This is a genomic window from Candidatus Chloroploca mongolica, from assembly GCF_004762035.2.
Classification (GTDB): domain Bacteria; phylum Chloroflexota; class Chloroflexia; order Chloroflexales; family Chloroflexaceae; genus Chloroploca; species Chloroploca mongolica.
In genome coordinates this window covers 27,069-49,523 of record NZ_SIJK02000016.1, presented here as the reverse complement: position 1 = coordinate 49,523, position 22,455 = coordinate 27,069, and the positions used below count along the sequence as shown (strand labels likewise).

The following is a 22,455-nucleotide window of genomic DNA, read 5'->3' as shown; positions in this document are numbered from 1 at the left end:
CCCACTATGCCGACGCTCGCTCGACGTGCGGTGCGCTGTGGCGAAACCGCTTCCAGAGCGGTGCGATCCAGAGATTCCAGAGATCGCTGAGCACCCAGCGGGCGATCTTTTCGGGCATATAGGCAAAGGCCAGGCCGATGATACCACTGATGCCATAGGCGAGCCATGGAGGGCCGTCGGTGTGCTGAAAGGCAGGCAGCCCGAGCTCGGCCAAGATTGGTAACAAGCCACGCATTGTCGTCAAGACATCAAATGCCAGCACCAGCACCCAGATGACCAGCCGGAGTGTGAAGATAGCGAAACGCCGTTCGCGGCGCGGCCAGAGAAAAAGCTCGATTGCCGAAATGACGACCGGGATCCACCAGAAATACCACCAGGGGTTGCCGTGCATCAAGGCGTTGATGGGGGCAAAGGTGTCAGCCAGATAGTCGAGCGAAAAGATACCTCCATAGTACCACATGAGGCTCCCAATCAGGGCGGCACCGACCAGGGCAAAGCTGGTTCCGATGCGACGGTACAGACCCCGAATCGCGGTGGGTGGGGGCAGTGACGCGTCGTCACGGCGGTCGCGTCGCGGCCGTGGTAACCGTGGTGGGACGGTGACGTCAGGCGCGCCCGGTTTGGGATCGGGAAGTGCCGCCTCGGGCAATGAGTCACCATCAACTGACAGCTCTGCAGGGTCTTGTCTATGCGCTGGCGTGGATTGATCCGGAACGCGAATGGGCATAACTGTTTGCTCCTTCTAATGTTCGACCATTACGGAAGCCACGGGACAGGGTGACAGCGGTGAGCCGGGAGCTGTCGACGGCAGATATCCCGGCTCCTCGCAGTGATCGCCGTGGGAACCGTCACACGTCAATGCCAACCATCGCGAACGGATCGGCACCTGCATCGGCTCGCGCAGGTGGCGGGTCGGTTGTGGGTGCTGGGTCAGCGACCAGTTCGCTGGACAGCCACGGCCCCCCGGCTTGAGCCTGCTTTGTGGGCGCGGTGCCCGTTGATCGCTCTGTGGCATAGGCGTGCGCTTCTGGCACAAGCGCCGTACACCCGGTGCAGGCGCTGCTTGCTTGTCTAGCGTGGCTATGCACTGGAGCCTGCTCGGTGCGCGTGGCAGCATGCACCTGATCAAACACCTCGCGCAGCGCCGTCTGCACTTCTGGGGCCAAGCCTGCCGCCAGCACGATGGCAAGCTCTCGGTCGAGGCCGCGCAGATCGAGGCCAGCCCGTGCTGCTCCTAGCAACAGGAGCGCACGGGTGGCCGGGTTGACTGCCCCTACCTGGTCAATCAGGTGGCGCACTGGCGCACTTACGCGCACGGGTAAGAGGCGCATCGATGTTGTCATGGCGCAGATGCCCCGCCCAGGCGTCGTGCGAGACGGGCATACCCACGGGCGATTGCGGTCTGCGGCTGCGCAACCAGCTGGGCATGCCGAAACCGTTGCTGAATAGCCGTGACCAGAGGCGCAAGTTCGGCCCCGCCCCCACCGATGAGGATGGTATCAAACTGGCTGCCCCGGCCCCAAGCTTCGACCAGTCGCGCCGCGATAGCCTCACCATGCTGGAGGAGGGGGCGATCCCAGCCATGCGGAAGCGAGCGTGGTTCGCCTGCGACGAGCAGGGCTTCGGCCCGCACCGCCTGATCAGTTTCAAAGAGTGTGAGTTCACGTTCAAAGGTCGCACTCAAACGGGCGCGGATCGCCTGAAGGGGGCGCGAAGTACCAAGATGATACGTATCCAGGCTGGCTGGCACCGGCACCAGACGGCGCAAGACAGCGAGATCAACCGTGTGGTGGCCCAGATCAACTACGGCAATCTGACCTTCAAGCAGCGCGGGATCGCCCACAAGGTGCCCATGATTATCGAGGGCTGCGGCATACACCAGGCCGAGTGGTTCAGGGATCACCCGAATGCTGCTATACCCGCTATGCGCGTCACGCAAATGGGCCCCCAATGCCCGCGCTTTCGCGTGATCCAGCGCCCAGGTTGCCGGGAGGCCCGTGACACACACGCCACGAGCGGTGCCATTCAGCGCCCCTAGGCGGTGCAAGGCACTGCGTAGGAGCACCGGCAGAAATACCGGATCGGTGAGGCGTTCTTGCGCCAGGATAGTCAGGGGTGACCCCGCCAGCAACGCATCCTCACCACTCCACCACGCGCCCCCACCCGCACGCACCGTTGCTACGTGCGCCAGCGCACCTGTGACGCTGCGTCCAGCCGGGCTGATCATCGCCGGAAAGATCACCGGCGGCAGTTCGCATCCTTTCGCGTCAATGATGACATATTTCACATAACCGTGACCAATATTCGGGCCATGTCCTGCGTGTTGCATGCGAAGGTTCCTTTCTGAGACCGTATTCATAGCAGTGGTTCAGTTTCTGTTGCGGACTGGTGCTGCTGCGCACGGGTGAGCGTCGTGGTGACAAAGGTGGCAAAGACGGCGATCCCTTCAAGCTCGGGATCATAGGCGGCCCAACCTTCAACGATGAGTTTGTCATCAGGATTGGCAAGCGCGTCAGCGACCCGAGCCCAGTGGCGGTGGGCAATGTAGATGGTGTAGGTTGTTGGGGTTGGCGGGATGGGAGGCAAGCCTCTGGGCAGGCTGGGTCCACGGGTGCTCTCCATTGCCGTCAATACACAATTCGAGCGGGTGACAATGATGCCGGGGCGACCAATCAGCGTGATCTTCACAGAATGGGCGACTCCTTTCTGCTCAAGTCCCTCACGTACCGCGCTCTTCCGTGTAGGCCACGTGAGAGCAGGCAGCGCTGGAGCGTTGCTTTGCGGTGGGTGACGGCGTGGTGGTGGGTGATGAAAGAGCTGCCTGCGCTGCTGTGGGGTGACGTGGGCTTTCACGAGATAAAAGAAAATTCCGCCCAGGGTGCGCTGGCGACTGCCATCTGGCACCAGCAAGCCGCCCTCGGCTTGGCGTGCCAGGGCTTCGGCGACGAAGGCCTGCGCACGCTCGCGTCCCAGAACCGTGACAATACGCTGGATCTGGCGAAGTGGTGCCGCTGCTGTCTCGCCTAATTGCGCCGCCAGTTGCTGGGTCACCTGTGCGATCGTCGCATGGGTCAACGCTTGTTTAGGCATCCCTGGGCTCCTTCATCAGGTGTTGTCGGACGATGACGCTGGTCAGGGGTGAGGGGGCGGCGTCGATAATCCTGGGCTTGAATCGTGACAATGCAGGCAGGAAGCGCCGGGTCGTGCATGCGTGAGGCGACCCGCGGATCGAGTTGCTCAAGGCGAATGTTGCTGGTAAAGACGGTCGCTAACCGGTGGTTGTAGCGATGGTTGATCAACTGGTACATCTTTTCGCGCGCCCAGGGGGTGGCACTTTCGGTTCCCAGGTCGTCGAGGATCAGCAACTCGACTTCGCGCACATGTGTGAAGACCTGGTCGTACGAGACGGTGCTGGTTGGGCTGTAGGTCGCACGAAGGTGATCGAGCAGATCCGGCACAACCACCAGCAGTGCCGGTTGTTCAGCGGCAAATGCCGCATGCGCAATGGCCGCTGCCAGATGGGTTTTGCCACAACCGCACGGCCCAAGCAGGGTCAACCAGCCGGTTGGGTTCTGCGCAAACGTGCGTGCCCGTTGGTACGCGACCTGAAGGCCAGGCACCAATCGGTTGAAGGTGGCGAAGGTCTGGGCCTGAAACGCGTCGATATGGCTGAGTTCCTGTAACTGGGCCAGCCGACGACGGGCACGCCGGATGGTGGTACATGCGCACGGGATCAGCTGGTTATAGCCTGGAGCACCAACGGGAAGCTTGGGACGCAACCACCCGATGCCCTCGCATGCCGCGCAATGCGGCGTGTCGGGGCCGTCGCTCCATGTGGCGTCATCGTCAATCGATGGGGCGAAAGCTCGCTCAGGCATCTCCTCGTGCGCTTCTCGCTCAACGGCCCTGGACTGATGCAAACAAGCGCGTTTCATCACACCACCTCCTGCCTGGCTCGTTGTCCCTCATTAGCTCGTTGTTCAGCTAGCCAGGTTTGCGCTTCCGTATCAGTTGCCCCCTGCAGCAAAAAGCTCACCAGGGTTGCCAGATCATCCGATGAGGCCGTCGGCACAAGTCGACGGGCATGTGCGATCCAGGCTGCCGCTTCCCCGTCACTGGGTTCTGCGTCCTGCGGGGCAATGAGCGGTATGGAGCGGACGCCTCCTGAGGAAGCCTCCCAGGCCGCCCAGCGCTCACGTTCGTGCAACGGTGGTGGCGGGATCTGCTGCATCATTTGCGAAACAGCAAACGCGACCGGATCGGCAAACCGCGCAGCAATGCCAGGATGCAGGAGGGCTTCGTGCCAGGCATGGATTAGCGCAAGCGGGACCCCGACCAGTTTGTAACGGGCACGCACACCCATCGCCTGCAGCAACGCCTCACACGCAGGATCGAGTCCGGGTGCCCTGCAAGGGGGAGGGTACGTTGGCGGCGGTAGTGGCGCAGTGGCAGCCTCATGCTGGCGCGAAGGGGACGCCTGATCCCTGGCTACGTCTCCGGTGGCGTACTGGTCGTGTGCATGCTCCGTCGGCTCGCGGGCGAATGCGCACGCGTCGGGATGGCATTCTCCGGGTGCCAGTTGGTCACCCAGGTGAGCGTGCGTCAGACCTGGCGCGATCAACCGAAACTCCGCTTCAGCAGCGCCCTCATCGGCGGCGCAGACCTGATAATAGGCTGGCACAATGCCACGAGCAGGATCACGGGCCGCCCGGGCCGCCCGGGCCTGCCAGACCAGCATACGTTCCGCTCCATAGGTCTGCTGCAAGTGCAGCAGCTCAAACCACTCGCCTGGATGGATCGGGCGCGCCGCATTGAGGGTTGCGTGACCATCGCGCAGTGCCGGATCGAGCTCACCGAGGCGCACATCCCCTCCCCGTGGGAGGTCGTCGCCGTCCATCGCCTGGCCTCCTCCGGTTCCTGCGCTTGCCAGGAGCGGTGCTCGCGATCCAGTGGTCTGAGCAACTTCGCCGCCGCCCATGCCCCCCGACGCGTGCGGTGGGGGATTCATTCGTTGATTCATATCCCATGAATCCCATGCATACGCGCCGTTTGGCTCTTCTTGAGGGACTTTGTCGCATCCTGAAGCCGAAAGGACCGTCTCCTCTGAAGGGGAGCGGGCGATCCGTTGCGTGATCGGTTCCGCGATCTGCTGAGGGTTCAATGCTGATCCGTTGCATGATCCGTTAGGTGATCCGTTGGCTGCTGCGCGCGGGTCGCCCTCATAGCCCAGTTTGCGCCAGCCCGCGCGACTCGGTTCGATTTTCACTATCCCGCAGGCAGTGGTCACCCGCAGCGTTCCGGCCACAGCGCGGTGCAACAACTCCGTCAGAGTCAGCGGAACGGCGGGCAACGCAGACGTTCCTTCCATCAATGCCAATTCAAAAAGCCGGTAGTTTGGCAGAGCATACCCAGCGTGACACAACACGAAACGACCCAAATCAGCGAGATCGAGCAACGGATGCGTAAAATAGCGCACAATGATTGCCGGACGGCGACCGGCGTGTGGCTCTAGGCGTCCCAGATAGGTATCGAAGAGTTCCAGCGGCACACGGCAGGTCTGTACCCGCCCGGGCTTGCCCTGTTGCGCTGAATCCAGACACCAGGGAACCTGCGGTGCCCACACTGGCCAGAGGCGGGGTTTCACCGCCGGCGCAGCATGGGCTACCAGCCAGCCAGCGGCAACCAGATGACGAATACGACGCATCACCTTCGCATCGCGCACGTGCAGATCTCCCGACAACGCAGCCAGATCAGCTGCCGACAACGGTACCGGTGCCTGGTGGGCCAACGCACACCGAGCGACGACCAGATAGACTCCCACGGCCAGCGGGTCGTGCGCATAGGTGCGCAACAGACGCTCAGGCACCCGCAGATATGGGGCGGGATGCGGAGACAGGCCATCCTGTACCGCGCCCGTGCGCCCGCGTACCGATGACCCCGATGATGAAAACACGGTCATGGTCAATGCTCCTTTTTTCCATCCAATAGCTTGACAAGGGATCGGCGGATGTTATAATGGAGCAGACAACAGGAAACCAGGCCTACGGACTCGGTCCGAAAGCTTGATCCGGGGAGGCTCACTCGACTGGTGCTTGGCGGCAACGGAAGTCGATTGAGCCTTGTTGATTCCCCGGCCTCCTGGGGGCTCCTCTCATCGTGAATGCCGCACAACGGGAACCGCCTTATGGCGGGAGACCCGCGTGCCAGCCAGGCAGATGGAGAGCCCACAGCGGCGCACGCGGCCTTCGCGCAGCATCGCGCAGGCTGTGCGCGGCAACCCAAGCGAGCAGCGCCATACCCAACACGAGGCAGGGTCGCGCCGCCCTCAGGCCGCACCTGTGAGTAATGGTGAGAGTGTTCGAGACCGGCTCGCTGCCCTGCTGAGGCTGATCCTCACGCAACGGTTTATGCGTCCTGATCAGGTTCGCGGGCATCTGACGGACTGTGTCGCCCCACCTGTTCGCCCTTAAAAACCGCTGGGGGCAACCCCTTACGGGTTCGAGTCCCGTCTCCGGCACCAGCATTGGGATGCTCTGGAACGCCTCCGGGTCGGTCGCCAAGATCGGCCCGGAGGCGTTTCATGTAGCCAATCATGTAGCCAAAGTCGGAGCGTCTGTTGCCGTCCACGGCTGTGTGTCGCCATACGCCAGGCGTGCGTTGATGAGGTGTTCGGAAATTCCTTACAACTTCGAGCCTGCTCCGGCCACCCCGATGCTGAAGTTTGCCTCATAAGATATCCCGCACATCCGAGCGATTTCACGCGATACTCTAACCATCGGCCCAAGCAATGATAGGCCAGGAGGTTAGAGATGAACAGCAACCGCACCGCCCGCGACTACCGAGCGACGCTCGCCCTGGCCGCCTTCGTCCTGTTCGCCTTCGTGCTGCTCGCCGCGCTGCTGGCCCCCGGTGCTATCCCGCTGATGCCGACGCTGCCGGCGCTGATCGAGTTGCTGCGCGTCGCGCTGCGGGCGCTGGAAGGGGGCTGAGCGCAAGAAGGTGGACGAGGCGTCAGACCGCTGGCGCGTCGCCCATCTCATCGAGTCGACGCAACTCCTCGCGGGCCTCGGCGAGGTCACGGCGTAGGCCTATTCGTTCAAAGAGATCAATTGCCTCGGCAAGCGCTGCCTTTGCGGCATGGGTATTCTCCTGCATCGCGCACAGACGCGAAGTCAGACGTAAAGCGTATGCGAGCTGTTCGCGATCATGGTAGTGGCGTGCTAGCCGAACACTTTGCTCAAGTGCTTGTTCGGCACGATCGATGTTTTCTTCATCCAGCTCAAGCGCAGCGAGACGGATCTGGTTGAAGAGCATGTAGCGCCCATAGTTATGCACAACGGCCTCGTGAAGTGCCTCCTGGAACAGCGCACGGGCTGCTTGCTTCTGTCCTTGGTAGTATAAGCACAGACCTACCCATTGACGACTTGTCACACTTCGATAGTGGGAGAGCTGTTCGGGTTCAGCAAGAATCCTTCGCCAAGACATTTCAGCCGCTTTAACATCATCAATGGCAAGAGCATATGCACCGAGACAATGGTGAACGAGGAAGAAGGTATCCCCAGAGAGAGGTCGGTTGTGGATGCGATGTTCAAGTGCTTGGCGAAACTCCGTTGCCTCACTAATTTTTCCCTGTCGACTTAACATCTGAACTTGATATGCGAGCGCACGAACCTCTTCAATGAAATTTTCTATCTTTCGCACTGCTTCGAGCCGCATCAAGTTTGCATCAAACCATTTATCCCATAACCCTTTCACATAATAATAGTACATAGAACCGTGCCCGAGTTGGAGGACATCTTCATAGCACCGATTGTGGTAAGCCCACTTCATCGCCCAGAAGGTTGTCTCGTGTTCCAGATCGAGCAGTGATAATTTTTCCACTTCATGAGGGCAATGGCCTACTTGTAGTGCAAGAGTTACACACCAAGAAACCCATCGTTCGCGGGCATCACGCTCAAATAATGGCTGATCGGCCAAGTGCGCCATGGCAAAGGCATGAACCAGAGGATGAATGGTGTAGCGTGGTGGATGATTGAGATCATCCTGCTGCACATCAAGCAGCGCAAGATCAGCGAGACGCTCTACTGCTCGGTCGAAGGCAAACCCCTGGACATCAGCGCTGGCACTCAGTGCTTCGGCGCTCGCATTGGTTGGGAAGAAGGTGGCAACCAGAAGCACGCGTCGAGCGGCTTCGTCAAGGAGTGACCAGGCACGATCAAAGAGGTCAGCGAAAAGCTCGCCACGGGCTGCATACAGATCATCAACCACCTGCTGCAAGGGTCGCCGTTCGTATTTGAGCAGCCCCAGGGTGATGGTCAAGGCTTTGGGGTTGCCGCCCGTAGCCGCGAGCAAGGGTTCCACCTGGTCTGGTGCGCCAATGAGTTGATCGATCTTGAGCAGGCAGGCACGTTCGTGGATCAATTGCCACGCCTCGCTGTCACTCATCCCGCGCAACTCCACCGGCCAGCCACCGCGCCGATACTCGCGGCGGTACTCGCGGGTGGTGATCAGCGTCTTGCTCGGTTCGGGTAGATTTAGGAGCCAGGAGAGCAGTGCGCCGTCAGTGATCGTCTCGACGTTGTCGAGGCAGACGAGCACGCGCTGGCGGCGTAGCAGTTGCTCGACCTCGCGGCGTTTTTCGTCGTGCTCGAACTGGGTGAAGCCGGGGTAGTCGAGCGTGCGGGCGATCTCGTCGAGCACGATGCTGAGGTTGGTCGTGCCTGGGCGGTCTTTGTCGCTGACCCAGACCGCTGCATCGAACCGTGCCGGGCTGTTCTCGTCTTTCAGGCAGGCGTCGGCAACTTCGCGGGCGAGACTGGTCTTGCCGTTGCCACCGAGACCGACGATGATTACCGCCGCCGAGCGTTTGCTCAGGCCGTCCAGTACCTCAGCAAAGGCTTCGGCACGCATCACAAACTGGCTATAGGTTGGGGCTGGCAGGTTCTGGTAGACCCGTGGTGGCCGCGGGCGCGCCGGGCCGAGGGGACAGAGGCGGTCGAGCAGTTGGTCGGCTTGGTGGTAGCGGGCGGCGTGCAGGAAGCGCTGGAGCCACTCACGCGAGAAGAGGCCGCGCCGAACGGCAGCTTCGGCGATGATTTCGATGGTGCGCGGGTCGGGGGGCAGGGAGCCGGCTTTGTAGCGCTGGATCGCTGAGCCGGCCAGGCCAACCTGCTCGGCCAGTTCCTCCTCGATGATCGGCGCGGTCTTGCCTTCATAGGTGGCGATGCTGTTGATGGCCCCCTTGAGCAGGCGGCCAAAGGTTTCGCTACGGTTACGCATTGTCTTCTCCTGGCAGTTGCATTGGCTCACCTGACCATGCTGCCGTGTCACCACGCGGACATGTCGGCGCAGGCACGCCGAAATTTCGGTGTCACCACTGGGGAATGTTCCGCGTTGCCTGGGGGCCAGATCCGCGCTGGTCTGTAGTTTACTCCAACCAGGAACCGTGTCCACACCGAGAGGAGGCCCCCGATGGAGATTTTATCACTGATGGCTCTGGTCGTCGCTCTTGCGGCCCTGCTTGGCGGATTCTTTCGCAGTCCGCCAGCGCCGCAGGTTATCTACATTCCGGTGCCCCAGCCCGAGCCGTCCGCATCGGGTGGCGGTTGCCTGCCTCTGATCATTACCGCGCTGGTGATGCTGGTGCTGTTGGGTGTGATCCGCTTCTGAGGGATAGGCGGGCCGCTTGTTCTCGAACGAGATGGTTGATTCTTTCAGTCACGAAAGAACGTAAAGAACACCCATTGGTTGATTCTTTCAGCCACGAAAGAACGCAAAGAACGCAAAGAACACTCATTGGTACTGCTTCACACCTGGGGGCAGCATTGCCGCTGGGAGCGTGGGCGGGCCGCCCGGGCTCCCAGGAGACAGGAGACGTTGGAACAGGCACGCTCTTTGGCGGGCGCTCAGGCCGTCTACGAGCCGCCCAGGTGGCATACCTGACCCTGTCAGCAAGCCGTAGGGTGTCAATGCTTGAACCGAAAACATCACAGGTGCGCTCTTGGGAGATACGGCGGCGAGGCGCTCGACCGCTACTTCGCAAGCCGGTCGCCCGAGAGCCGGGCACGCCAGCGCCATAGCTCTGGAACCGAGATGCTCATCGGCCTCAAGGCGGTGGCCGAGGACCCGCAGACTGGCGAGGCTCGCCCCACGCACGCCGGCCTCCTGATGTTCGGCTACGACCCGCAGCTTTACCTGCCGCAGAGCGAGGTCGTCTGCATTAAGTACGCCGACACCCAGGGCATCCGCACCTACATCGACCGCAAAAACTTCGTGGGAACGATGCCTGAACTGATCGACAAGGCGAGCAGCTTCCTGCGACAGTATATCCGCGTGGGAGCCACCATCCGCGGCTTTTACCGCGAGGACGAGCCCGAATATCCCTATGAAGCCCTCCGCGAGGCGGTGGTCAATGCGGTGATCCACCGCGACTACGCCCGCTCCGGCGAGACGGTGCGCGTCTTTCTGTACTCCGACCGCGTTGAGATCCGCAGCCCAGGGGCCTTGCTGCCCGGCGTCTCACTCAACGACCTGGTCGCGCTTCGCGTCACCTCAGTGCCGCGTAACCCTGTACTGGCCGGCCTGCTCCGCGATTTGCCGGGGTACATGGAGCGCATTGGCTCCGGTATCCGCTTTATGCTCCGCGAGATGGAAGCCCTGGGCCTGCCGCCGCCGGAGTTCTCCGAGCACTTCGACTTCGTCGTGACCTTCCGCAATGGTGGGAAGGGGATGGAGCCGGAAGGGCTGAACGAGCGCCAGTTGAAGGCGCTGGAGATGGTGCGGGTGGCCGGGAGCATCAGCACCAGCGAGTACTGTGTCGCGACGGGTGTCTCGCCAAGCACCGGCCTGCGTGACTTGACCGAACTTGCCGCGCACGGGCTGCTCGTTGCCCGTGGAAAGCGCCGGGCGAAACGTTTCTACCTGCCCTGATCCGTTTCTTTTTCGCCACACCATTTCGTCAGGCTTGACGAAATGGTGTGGCGAAATCGTAGGTTTCCTGTCGTTGTAATGGCGCGTGTGCGGCACCATCACCGCTTCTTGCCCGGGATGCTCGAACCGCGTTGACTTCTGCCCGCCAATTTCGTCATGCCTTTTCGTCACCGATGACGAAATCGGCGTGGAAATGCTCCCCTCCCAGTCGGCTGTCTCCGGCGCCGAAGACGTCGGGGGATTGGGCGGGGGCGCCGTTGTCGCAGCGTCGTCATCTCCCTCGGCGAAAAGCTCGTCCAGGACGTTCACCGCCTCGCGCTGGACCTCGGGGAGCACGTGCCCATAGGTGTTCATCGTGGTCGAGATTTGGGAATGGCCCAGGATCTCCATCACCACGCGCGGGTGAATACCTTGCTTGATCATCAGTGTGGCGCAGGTCGTGAAAACGGACGGTCTTCGGCAGGCCGGCCTTCTCCAGCAGCGCCTTGAAGTGCTCCGTCAGGCTCTCTGGTGCGAGTGGCGTGCCAATACGCGAGGTGAAAACCATCCCGCTCTTGCTCCAGTTTGCCGCAGCCTTCTGCTCGGCCTCCTGACACGCGCGGTGTTGCTTCAGCGCGTTCACCAGGCGCAGCGGCAGGGCGATCGTGCGGACACTGGCCTCGGTCTTGGTCGTGCTGCGCTCTAAGCGACCATTCTGGCGCTGCAATGAGCCAGAGATGCAGATTGTGGCCCCGACCAGATCGACATCCTCCCAGCGCAGCCCGAGGATTTCGCCTTTTCGTGGACCGAGCCCCAGGGCAATACGGTAGAGTGCCTCCAGACGATCCACCTTGGACAGTGTCAAAGGAGTTTCTGCGCCTGGACCGTCGTGAGCGGCTGGGCTTTGAATGTGACCTTGCCAGGGATGTCCACCAGGGTGGCGACATTGCGCACGACGTAGCCGTAGCGGAGGGCCTGATTCAGGGCGCAGCGCAGCGTTGCCCGCACGTTGCGGATGGAGTTGGACGAGAGCCCGTTGTCTGCCAGATGGTTGAGCATCTTCTGGACGTGGTCAGGAGTGAGCCCGGTGAGTTGAAGCGTGCCTACCGCTGGAATGATGTGGTGCTGGACGTCCTGGGCATACTTGGCGTACGTTCGCACGCGCACCTGGCGCTTGACGGTCTCCTCAAGCCAGGTCTTCAGGAACTGCGTAACGGTCTGTTGCTGCGGCGTCAGATTGACGCCGGCGGCCTGGTCGCGATGGATGGCCTTCAGTTTGGCCGCAACCTCTTTGCGGGTCTTCCCGTAGATCACTTTGCGCGTGCGCTTGCCATTGACCAGGCCCAGGTCGACGGACGCGCACCACTTGCCGTCGCTGTCACGCTGGTAGATGGCCCCTTCTCCGTTGCCGCGCCGTTGTCCTGCCGATGTTGTGTCTTGACAAATGGCTCCACCTTAATCGTTCACTGGTGTCCACGCACCCCCGCTGCGCACCGCGCTGCCTAAAGCGGTGCGCAGCGGTATTCGCCGTTCTGGCAGCTGAGCGTGAGAAGGGCGCGCTGCGCACCGCGCTGCCTAAAGCGGTGCGCAGCGGGGGTGTTGCGGTGTGAGGGCGCGGCGCAGGGCTGCGCGGCGGTCAATGGGGGGCAGGGATGGCGTGGGTGCGGTGCTTGGCAGAACATGCGGTCAGGGCAATGGGGCGTGCGCGTGCGGTATGTTGGCTCCCGCGAGCGCATGTCTCTGCGCATGCGCGTTTTCGGAGGGTTTACCCCGATCCCGCTGGTAGACCCGTCGCGTGATCGTCGCAACATGCGCTCGCCCGGCCCCCTGGTTCACGGGTTCACGCAGCGGTGCCATGTCCCGTTTCTGCCTCCCCGGATAACGCCATGCTCCACAACCTTTACGGGTCGTTTTCTTTGTGCCTTTTTCCACAAAAAAACATGTCACTGCTGCGTGGATGGTTCTTAACCAAACAGGGCTGATTTCTATGCTATCTTCATCGTGCCCATCTTCCCTCTCGCGACGCCGACCTGGGCCGACGACCGAGCTGCTCCTGCATCAGGGTGCTCGTTGTTGTCGGTGTGACCGAGCGTGGTGGTCTCCGCGGCCCGTCACCTGCATGCTGCATCTTGCTCCTCGTCCCGGTTGTTGACGTGCCACCGAGTCTGATTCCGTGTCCATCCGTGACGATGCGCTGCCTCTTGCCACGCGGCGAGGGGAGGGCGCCAGAGGTGGTCGCCGAAGCCCCCACCAGCCATAGCAGGGGGGCGGGACTGGCTCCGGGTGATCGGTGTCGTTCGCCCGTGCCAGAGAAAGCCAGCGATGCAGCTTCGGAGCCTCGGAAGCATGGTGGGAAGTCTGGCCGCAGGCCCGGTTGGGGCGCTGCTCGGCGGCCTGGCGGGGGGCCTCGTCAGCGCAGCGGCTGACCAGGTGCTCCCCGGTGCGTCGGGGATCCTCGCCAATGCGCTCAGCGCATCGGGCAGTGAGGCGCTGCAGACGGCGGGGCTCCGGTTGCGGGAGGGCAGCACCCCGGCTGAGCGGGCACACCTGAATCACGATCTGCAGACTGCCTTGCGTGCGGCATGTCTGGCGGCCCTGCACGACCTGGGTGGGGTGGTCAGTTTTCCTGCGGCGTGGATGCCCGCCCCCACCCTCCGCTCAGGGAGAACGTTTTGGGCTGGCGATAGCCTTTCCCTCCCACCCGCCCCTCGCCCCCACCAGGGTGGAGGGGCGTTTTCCTGCACCGCCATCAGGTGTTTGGGCATCACCGCTCCTCGCTCCCGTCAGGGGAGCAGGAGACAGGGGGGCGAGCTTCCGCCACTGCTAGGCGGCCAAGCGCTCAGGTAGGCTCGAAGTCAAGGGAGACACATAGCGACAAAGGAGTGCAAGACCATGCAACGTTTCTCACTGGTGTTGGGGATCCTCATCGTTGCGCTGCTGCTGGCGTTGCCCGCTGCGCCGTCTGGCGTGCAGGCCCAGGCGGATCAGGGGCGGATTGTGTTTGTTTCGTATCACGAAGCAGAAGGTAAGAGTGCGATCTCGGTCATCAATCCCGATGGGAGTGGCCTCACCCGCTTGACTTCGTTTGATACTCGAGGTGATTATGCGCATCCGGTCTGGTCGCCGGATGGAAGCCAGATTGCTTTTACTATCTATCAACAGTTTAGAGCCGATGCCTGGCACAGCGATATCTATGTCATGCAAGCCGATGGCAGCAATATCAGACGCCTGACGAGATTGGATTGGGCGTCTCAGCCAGTTTGGTCGCCTGATGGTCAACGCATCGCTTTTATTTATAGCGAAAATGAATCGGCAAGAAAGCTTTTCACGATGCGTTCTGATGGATCAGACATCGTTGAAATACCGATATTCTTTCAACTTAATAACGAACGGCCAAATTGGATCGCTGATCTTGCTTGGCATCCTGATGGGAATAGAATTTCTTTCTCATCTGTGGATGTACGCGAGGGAGAAGGTGTTACATATCATTATAACTACTCAGCTATTTATATAGTTGATAAAAATGGCGGTGCTGCTCAGTTCTTAACAGCAGGTAGCGCCCCAGCATGGTCACCCGATGGTAGCCGCTTGGCGTTCATCGCTAATACCGCTGGTGATGTTGGCTTCTTGTTTGTAATGCCTGCTGATGGTTCTAGCGCAGCTCGCTGGATCAACGAAGACGATTTTTTTGAGGCTTATGAGCCCACATGGTCTCCTGACGGCAGCAAAATAGCTTATTACGGCATGGAGTTGGGAGGAATTGGCATTTTTATCGTCAACGCCGACGGATCAGGGCGGTTTAAGCTCGTTGATGATGGTCGCTCCCCCAACTGGTCGCGCCCAGCCGGGTCACCTGCACCAGCCCCACCGCCCCCGGCGGGTGACGAGCGCTGTTTTGCCGAGACTGGTTTCTGCATTGCGGGGCGCATCCGTAGCTACTGGGAGCAGAATGGCGGCTTGCCGGTCTTTGGCTTCCCGCTAACGGAGCAGCGCGAGGAGATGATTGAGGGGCGGGCGATCCAGGTGCAGTGGTTCGAGCGCAATCGCCTCGAGTTGCACCCGGCCAACCCGCGCCCCTACGATGTGCTGCTGGGGCGGCTCGGTGCGGATCGTTTAGCACAGCGCGGTTACGACTGGCAGGCGGTCGCACCCGAAACGCCCCAGACTGGCTGCCGCTTCTTCGTCGAGACGGGGCGCAACGTCTGTGGCGACATTCTGGCCGCCTGGCGCGCTAATGGCCTTGAACTCGATGGCCGTCCCGGCTTGAGCGAAAGCGAAAACCTGGCCCTCTTTGGCCTGCCGCTCACCGGCCTGATCACGGAGCAGTTGAGCGATGGACGCGAATACCAGGTGCAATACTTCGAGCGTGCCCGCTTCGAGTTGCACCCCGAGAATGCGCCCCCCTACCACGTGCTCTTGGGCCTGTTGGGGCAAGAGGTGCGGGCGGGGCAGTAGTGATTGGGTAGGTCAGGGTACGCGAGGGAAGCTGCTTCCCTCGCATCTTCCCACCATCCAGTGGGATGTAAGGCTGGGTTCTACAGATGCAAATCACTCCCCCAATCCTCGGTCAAGGTGTCTTGCTTATGAGCAGAATTTAGGAGGAAACCATGAAACGGATCACCCTGCTGGCGCTGTTGACGCTGTTGGTTAGTCTGGTCGCCGCCGTTGTTCCGGTACGTGCCCAAGGCGAAGTGGCAGCCTTCATCTGCAAGAGCTACTCGGGCCAGCTTACGGGCGATACCACCTGGAGCCCGGCGGAGTGCCCCGATGGTTATGTGATCAGTGGCAATGTGCTCGTGCCGCATGGCATTACGCTGACGATTTTGCCCGGTACGCGGATCAAGTTTGCTTCCAATCCAACGCTGACGATTGAAGGAACCCTTATTGCCCGAGGAACAGCGTCACAAGCAATTACCTTTACGTCAAATCAGGCCAATCCCGCCAAAGGTGACTGGAAGGGTATTATCTTTAAGCGTTCCAGCACCACCGCGACATTTGATCCAGCCGGCAATTACCTTGGCGGAAGTGTCATTCAGTATGCGTGGATCGAATATACAGCATCGAGCGCTATATGGCTGGATAGCGCTGCGCCATATCTTGATCACAACACGATGCGTTACGGCCAAGGAGTAGGAATTGGGGGGCAAGTTGCAGGCACTTTTCATGTTACAGCAAATCTGATTGAGGGCTATGACAGAGAAGGTATTTCCGTTTCAGCATCGATCAATCCCCCCTCTGTCTCACGTATTCAGCCAGTCTTGATTGCTGGCAACACTATTCGCGGCAATCAGAGAAAAGCCATTGGAGTTGCCAGAGGTAGGATTGTGCAAATCAAAAATAACATAATAACAAACAATGACGACGGAATGTCGTTTAATGCCAGCGAATTCGGCATAATCAGCGGCAATATAATCAGTGACAACATTTACGTTGGATCTGGACTGTTTAGCCTCGGTGGAATTTCAGTCGGTGGAAATATAACAATCGAAGGCAATACCATTACAAATAATCAAGGTAATGGTGGTATTATTGTCACTGGGCCTGGCGTGAAGATTACGAACAATAATATTTACAATAATAGCAAGCGCAGTCCAATTGACGGTAGTCTAACTAATCGCAATCTGACGGTGAATGTTTCTCGGACAAACAGCGATCCAATTGATGTACGGATGAACTGGTGGGGCACAAACGATATCCTTGCGATTGAGGATGGGATTTTTGATTACCGTGAGAACGCATCTTCTCAAGAAGCTGTGTACGAACCGTGGCTGACCCAACCAGTGGAAGTCAATCCAGTTCAGTCCCCAGGGTTAGTTGGTACGTATCTCAACGGCAGACCGGGCAGTTACTTCACTTTCGTAGGTGGTGGTTTTCTCGCCAATGGCCCGGTTATTCTGACGATCAATGGATATGCTCTCGATACAATTCAGGCCGACGCTAATGGTTATTTCAGGCTCATACTGGCAACCGATCAAGCTGATCTTGGATCCTACATCTTGAGCGCCCGCGCTGACACAGATCAATCTGGCACATCCCTGACGGCTTCGGCAGCTTTTACGGTTGATGTCGTCGCACCTTTGCGGGCAAGAGACGGTAGTGGAGTTGAGATGACTGTGCCGGCGGGTTTGCTGCGCAATCTTGTGTACCTGCCGCTCCTCCAACGCTAAGCGCCGAGACAAGGAGGAACCCAATGTTTACAACGATCACACGGTTCACGCTGCTGGGCCTGGCGCTGGCCTTGCTTGGGCTAGGGCAGTTCACTGGTCTGTCTGCCACCCAGTCCAATCTGGTAGCCGTCACCCAGGACGCCACCACCAGTGCGATTGACGCGATCTTTGGGCAGTCTCTGGCATCGGACGTCTTGATCAACGGCAATGGCGCCTCGGTTACTACCGATCCCACAACTGGCCTCGTCACGGTGGGCATGGCGCATCCTACGCGCCGCGACCTGCACATTGCGTTGCCGCTCAACTGTGCCCCTGGTACCACGCCAACGACAGCAACACTTACCTTAGGAGACAGCACGTTCCCATTGAGCGAAACACCGGCAGGGAGTGGCATCTTCACCATGACCATCCCGGCGACACAGGTCGTTAGTGGTGTGTTGGGGGTGCGCTACACCTGCGCGGGCGAAGCCATCAGTGAGCCGTTGGGTCGCGTGATACTCTACGACCCCAGCGGCTTCGTGCGCGATGCGACCACCAACGAACCGATTGCCGGGGCGGTCGTCCAGTTCTTCAATGTCCCCGGCTACGCGCCCAAGGCCAGTGCCGACGATGTCACCCCCAACACCTGCGAGAGTCCCGCTACACTCGGCTCGCGCACCTGGGACGACCTGCCGCCTGCCGATGAGTCGCTCGGTGTGATCCCTATGCCCGTTCCCAACCTGATCGATCCACAGATTAACCCGCAGGTCACGGGCAGCGATGGCTCCTACGGCTGGGATGTCGCTCGTGGCTGCTGGTACGTCACGGTGGAGGCAGCAGGCTACGCACGTTGCGTCAGTACCATTGCCATGGTTGGCGTGCCGCCAGAGGTGCTCGATCTGCATATGCACCTGACGCCGCTTGAGGGTGTGCCCGTCCCCACGTTCACGTTTAGTCATGCGACCTACGAAGTGGGCCAGGGCAGCAGTCATCTCACGGTGGAGGTGCAGTTGAGCATAGCCGCCAGTGGCCCGGTGACAGTGCAGTACCGCAGCATCGGGTTAGACGCCCTGAACACGGTGGGTGGCCTGCACTTTGCAGCGGGGGAGAAACAGAAGCTAATTACGATCCCGCTTGGCAATGCCCAACTCAGCACCACCGAACGCAGCCGCACGCTCACCCTGCGCAGCATGGTCGGGGTGCGGCGCGGTGAACAAGGCCAGCACCACCGTCACCAAGGCGGTGCGTGGGCCGATGAACATCGTCTTACCGCTGGTGCGGCGGTAAGTGAACGAGGCACGTCCCTAAAACGAGGATGGTGCTGCTGCGGTTGCCCCCACAGCGGCACTTCCTCCGTGAGGCAATACTGCGTTGTTTGAACAGGAGGCTGACATGGTTGGTCGTAGTCGTTGGTTGTTGGTCACACTGGCCTTGGCAATGCTAGTGTCGGGCTTTGCGTTCACGTTTGCGCAAAGCAATCTGGGCAGCGGGTCGTTCACCGCCGCGCCAGAACGGATTGTCCCCGTCTCAGAGGCAGATCTCGACGCATTCCTGTATGAGCGCGTCTCCCCTGAAGACGCGGCGCTGATCGCTGGCCTGGTTGCCCGTGATCGGATCGCCCCTCGTGGTATGGTCATTCCCGCTGCCCAACGTGGCGAGGACACCACCATTCCGACCCTCGAAGCCATGGGCAACGAGGTGATCGATGTGGTGGTCTACCTTGACATGCCCGCGTTGGTCGAGCAGGTGAGCATTCGTGCGGCCCAGCGCACGGCGTATGCCAACCGCATTGCGCAGGTGCAGACACGGGTCGGCAGTGAGATTGAGGCCCTTGGTGGGACGGTGATCTATCGTTTCACGACGCTCAGCAGTGGCCTTGCCGTGCAGATGCCGGCCAATCTTGCTGGCCGCGTGAGCCGGATTGCTGGCGTTGAGCGCCTGTCGCATGTGCGCAATTACACGCGTGACTTGGCCGAGACGGTGCCCTTCATCGGGGCCAGCACCCTGCAAAACCTGAATGTCACCGGGGCTGGGGTCAAAGTTGCGGTCATTGACTCGGGGATTGACTTTAGCCACCTGGCCTTTGGCGGCCCAGGAACCGTGGCCGGCTGGGAAGCGGCCTACTATGGCGACAGCCCTGATTGTGATCGCACGGTTGCCCACGATCCGGATTGTGCCTATGCGCAACCCGCGGATCCGGCGCTCTTTGGCCCGGCGGCCCCGCGCATCAAGGGTGGCTTTGACTGGCTCGGTGAGCAGTGGAATGGTTCGACCAATACGACCATTATCACTGATAGCAACCCGATTGACTTTGAAGGCCACGGCACCCACGTCGCCGATATCATCGGTGGCTTTGGCTATCTGGCGGGCACCAATGAAGATGGTCCGTACCCCGCCAAGGGTGCCGGTGTGGCTCCTGAAGCCGAGATCTATGGCTTCAAGGCGTGTGCGTCGTTCAGTTCCGCATGTAACGGTCTGGCGTTGCTGGCTTCGGTTGACAATGCTGCCGATCTTGACCGTGATCCCGCCACCGTTGACCCGGTTGATGTGATCAATATGTCGCTTGGTGCCAACTACGGGCAACCCGAGAATGATCTCACCTACTTCTCGAATCGAGCGGCTGCGATGGGCATTCTCGTGGTCGCGTCGGCGGGGAACTCGGCAGACAAGCCCTTCATCGTCGGGAGTCCTTCGATCGGCGATGGCGTGCTGAGTGTCGCCCAGACCTCCGTGCCCTCAGCGACGCGCTATCCGCTCTTCTATGCAAGCAGTGCGGTCAGTGGCACGATCAATACGGCCGTCTTCCAGAACTGGTCAGTGCCCCCGACGAATGTGCTGATCCAAGGCCCGGTTGTCTATGGCAACGCAGATGGCTCCAATACCAACGGGTGTGCGGTGTATACCACCCCCCTGACCGGTTCGGTGGTTCTGGCTGATCGCGGGGGGTGTAATTTCACCGCCAAAGCCGTAAATGCATCGGCAGCTGGTGCGGCGATCTCGTTGATCGGCCTAGTAGATCCTAGCGACCCCTTCGAGGGTGGCGATGGCGGCGACCGCCCCATCACTATTCCGTCGTTTATGATCACTCAGGCTGCCTCGAACCTGCTCAAGGCGCAGATTGCGAATGGCGTGGTGGTGGGGATCGATCCGGCCAATGCGATTAGTCTGGCGAATACGATGGTCGGCAGTTCGTCGCGTGGCCCACGTAATCACGATAATGTGATCAAGCCCGACATTGGTGCGCCTGGTGCTTCGATTTCGGCGATCGCTGCTGGTGGGGCCGCCACCGGGCCGTTTGGTGGCACCTCCGGGGCCGCGCCGATGGTCTCGGGTGTGGCCGCGTTGCTCAAGCAGGTCTACACGGATACGCTGATCGTGCAGCAGTACAAAGCGCTGCTGATGAATACGGGCAATCTCGAGATCTGGCAGGGCGATCCTGGTACGGTGCTGGCACCAATTACCCGCATTGGTGGCGGTCAAGTTGATGCAAGCGCAGCGTACTCGAGCACGCTCGTGGCCTGGGATAGCACCAGTGCCTCGTCGCTGGCCTGGACGGGCAGCATGTCCTTTGGCTATCAGCCGGTTGCTGAGAGCCAGACCTTGACGCGAACCCTGACGATCAAGAATCTGGCGAATGCCGCGCAGACCGTGACGCTCGCATCGGTCTTCCGCTATGCGCAAGATGCCGATCAGGGTGTGGTGGTCACGCCAGGGCAGGCAGAGGTCACCATTCCGGCCAATGGCACGGTGAGTGTGCCCGTCGTGATGACGATCGATCCCGCAGCCCTGCACCCATGGATCGTCAATAAGGGCTTGCTTGGGGCGAATGGCGCGGCCCTGACGTTCCAGGAATACGATGGTTACGTGAGCATCACGCCGACCAGCGGGGCTCCGATCCATGTCGTCTGGCATGTGTTGCCCAAGGCGGTGGCTGATGTGTCGCTGGGTACGACCAGTCTGGTCTCTCAGACGACTGTGCTCAACAATGCGTCTTCCGTCGTGACCGGCGAGGTTGACATCTTTGATCTCATCGTCGCCGATGCCAACGACTATGGCTATACGGTCGGTGACTGTGCCTCGGGTGGCTTTGACCCCGGCTGTAATCAGTCGCCTGTCGATCTGAAGGAACTCGGTGTCCGTGCAACCAGTGTTGTGAGTCCGAACGATTTCCTCGAGTTCGGCGTGACCCTCTGGGATAACCCGTATCGGGCGAGTCAGTACCCGGTCGAGATCGACATCTACATTGACGCGAATAACGACGGTACCGATGACTATGTCATCTTCAATGCCGATCTTGCGCTCAATGGCAGCGACGGGCGCAATGTGGTCTTTGTTATTGATCTGGCGGCGACGCCCCGCGTTGCAAGTCCTATCTACTTCATCGACTCGACGTTCAATACGCAGAACTTCATTCTGCCGATGGATGCCGCGTTGGTCGGGGTGACCCCAGGGCAGCCCTTCAGCTTCAGCGTCTTCCTCTTCGATGCCTACTTTGGCGGCACCGCCTGGGATTGTGCGCCCAAGGTGAACGGGGTCTGTACGGGAACGTATCAGTACACGCCTGGGTTGTCACGTTATGCCATCCCCGAAGCTGACCGCTTGGTTGATGTGCCACCTGCGGGCAGCGTCAACGTCGCGTGGACGTCAAGCCCCGAGGGGGCTGCGGCTTCGCCCTCACAGACCGGCCTGCTCTTTCTGTATCGCAATGCACTCGTTGGTCGTGAGTCTGATCACCTGAAGCATATCAGTACGCATCGCATACGTGGACATATCACGCTGGAGGGTCTGGGTCTGGCGGATGTCGTGATCACCGATGGCATCGGAACGGCAACGACCGACCATACAGGAGCGTATACGCTCACGAACGTGCCATATGGGCCACATGTACTCACGCCGACCCTCGCTGGTTACACGTTCATCCCACCGACCCGAAGCGTGACCGTGACCAGCGATCTCGATGGGCAAGACTTTGTCGCCACCCTACAGACCTTCCCGGTGACGGGGCAGGTGACGGTCGATGGCGTGGGTCTGGCCGATGTCGTCATCACGGATGGCACGCGCACCGTGACGACGACCGCGACCGGGGCCTACACGCTCACGGACGTGCCGTATGGCACGCACGTGCTCACGCCGACGCTCGCGGGCTATAGCTTCACGCCCGTGACGCGGACGATCACGGTGACGGAAGTGCTGGCGGGTCAGGACTTTACGGCGACCCTCCTCACCTTCCCGGTGACGGGACAGGTGACGGTGGACGGCGTGGGCCTGGCGGATGTGGTGATCACCGACGGCACGCGCAATGCCACGACGGATAGCACCGGGGCCTACACGTTGACCGAGGTACCCTATGGCACGCACGTGCTCACGCCGACGCTCGCGGGCTATAGCTTCACGCCCGTGA

The 22,455-nt window shown here is 60.6% G+C and carries 16 protein-coding genes and 1 pseudogene; 8 read left to right on the top strand and 9 right to left on the bottom strand.

Translation table 11 applies throughout. From position 1 onward, the window contains the following. Positions 1–4: 4 nt before the first annotated feature. The 6 genes from EYB53_RS10750 to EYB53_RS10725 form a co-directional block, all read right to left on the bottom strand. Positions 5–727: a hypothetical protein gene (locus tag EYB53_RS10750; protein ID WP_135478188.1), complete on the bottom strand. Its 723-nt coding sequence runs from the start codon at positions 725–727 to the stop codon at positions 5–7. A gap of 121 nt (positions 728–848) precedes the next feature. Then, positions 849–1,343: a hypothetical protein gene (locus tag EYB53_RS10745; protein ID WP_135478187.1), complete on the bottom strand. Its 495-nt coding sequence runs from the start codon at positions 1,341–1,343 to the stop codon at positions 849–851. Continuing rightward, the gene (locus EYB53_RS10740) at positions 1,340–2,329 is read right to left on the bottom strand and encodes a ParM/StbA family protein (RefSeq protein ID WP_135478186.1); all 990 of its coding nucleotides are present in this window, start codon (positions 2,327–2,329) and stop codon (positions 1,340–1,342) included. The genes EYB53_RS10745 and EYB53_RS10740 overlap by 4 nt, the downstream gene beginning before the upstream one ends. Positions 2,330–2,355: 26 nt before the next feature. Next, positions 2,356–3,090 (bottom strand): phosphorylated adapter RNA export RNA-binding domain-containing protein, encoded by a 735-nt coding sequence (locus tag EYB53_RS10735; protein WP_135478185.1) that lies wholly within the window; start codon positions 3,088–3,090, stop codon positions 2,356–2,358. Further along, the gene (locus tag EYB53_RS10730) at positions 3,072–3,935 is read right to left on the bottom strand and encodes an ATP-binding protein (RefSeq protein WP_135478184.1); all 864 of its coding nucleotides are present in this window, start codon (positions 3,933–3,935) and stop codon (positions 3,072–3,074) included. Before EYB53_RS10730 ends, EYB53_RS10735 begins: the two co-directional genes overlap by 19 nt. Then, the gene (locus tag EYB53_RS10725) at positions 3,935–5,959 is read right to left on the bottom strand and encodes a hypothetical protein (protein ID WP_135478183.1); all 2,025 of its coding nucleotides are present in this window, start codon (positions 5,957–5,959) and stop codon (positions 3,935–3,937) included. The genes EYB53_RS10730 and EYB53_RS10725 overlap by 1 nt, the downstream gene beginning before the upstream one ends. Before the next feature lie 850 nt (positions 5,960–6,809). Here EYB53_RS10725 and EYB53_RS10720 point away from each other — a divergent pair. Further along, entirely contained in the window at positions 6,810–6,989 is a 180-nt protein-coding gene (locus tag EYB53_RS10720) for a hypothetical protein (protein ID WP_135478181.1), read from the top strand. Between the two features lie 22 nt (positions 6,990–7,011). Here EYB53_RS10720 and EYB53_RS10715 read toward each other — a convergent pair whose 3' ends face one another. After that, positions 7,012–9,279 (bottom strand): helix-turn-helix domain-containing protein, encoded by a 2,268-nt coding sequence (locus tag EYB53_RS10715; protein ID WP_135478180.1) that lies wholly within the window; start codon positions 9,277–9,279, stop codon positions 7,012–7,014. A gap of 192 nt (positions 9,280–9,471) precedes the next feature. Between EYB53_RS10715 and EYB53_RS10710 the strand changes: the two genes are divergently transcribed. Both EYB53_RS10710 and EYB53_RS10705 read left to right on the top strand, forming a co-directional pair. Next, a complete protein-coding gene (locus EYB53_RS10710) occupies positions 9,472–9,669 on the top strand; it encodes a hypothetical protein (RefSeq protein ID WP_135478179.1) in 198 nt (65 codons plus the stop codon). A gap of 303 nt (positions 9,670–9,972) precedes the next feature. After that, positions 9,973–10,929, top strand: coding sequence for an ATP-binding protein (locus EYB53_RS10705; protein ID WP_503827063.1), 957 nt, complete (start codon positions 9,973–9,975; stop codon positions 10,927–10,929). 390 nt (positions 10,930–11,319) lie between these two features. Here the strand turns inward: EYB53_RS10705 and EYB53_RS10700 are convergent. Both EYB53_RS10700 and EYB53_RS10695 read right to left on the bottom strand, forming a co-directional pair. Then, positions 11,320–11,758: pseudogene (locus EYB53_RS10700) on the bottom strand (site-specific integrase); the annotation flags it as partial. Between the two features lie 11 nt (positions 11,759–11,769). Beyond that, on the bottom strand, positions 11,770–12,222 hold the full coding sequence (locus EYB53_RS10695) for a site-specific integrase (protein WP_167857343.1): 453 nt from the start codon (positions 12,220–12,222) through the stop codon (positions 11,770–11,772). Between the two features lie 1,008 nt (positions 12,223–13,230). On the opposite strand from EYB53_RS10695, the gene EYB53_RS10690 reads away from it, so the two are divergent. From EYB53_RS10690 to EYB53_RS10670, 5 genes are all read left to right on the top strand, one after another. After that, positions 13,231–13,755, top strand: a complete 525-nt coding sequence (locus EYB53_RS10690; RefSeq protein ID WP_135478176.1) for a hypothetical protein — start codon at positions 13,231–13,233, stop codon at positions 13,753–13,755. Positions 13,756–13,800: 45 nt separating this feature from the next. Beyond that, complete coding sequence (locus EYB53_RS10685) at positions 13,801–15,363, top strand: beta-propeller domain-containing protein (RefSeq protein ID WP_135478175.1); 1,563 nt, start codon at positions 13,801–13,803, stop codon at positions 15,361–15,363. Between the two features lie 152 nt (positions 15,364–15,515). Continuing rightward, complete coding sequence (locus EYB53_RS10680) at positions 15,516–17,075, top strand: right-handed parallel beta-helix repeat-containing protein (RefSeq protein WP_135478174.1); 1,560 nt, start codon at positions 15,516–15,518, stop codon at positions 17,073–17,075. Positions 17,076–17,098: 23 nt separating this feature from the next. Continuing rightward, a complete protein-coding gene (locus EYB53_RS10675) occupies positions 17,099–18,433 on the top strand; it encodes a hypothetical protein (protein ID WP_135478173.1) in 1,335 nt (444 codons plus the stop codon). Between the two features lie 13 nt (positions 18,434–18,446). Further along, a partial coding sequence (locus tag EYB53_RS10670; protein ID WP_135478218.1) for a DUF8811 domain-containing protein occupies positions 18,447–22,455 on the top strand: 4,009 nt, incomplete at its 3' end.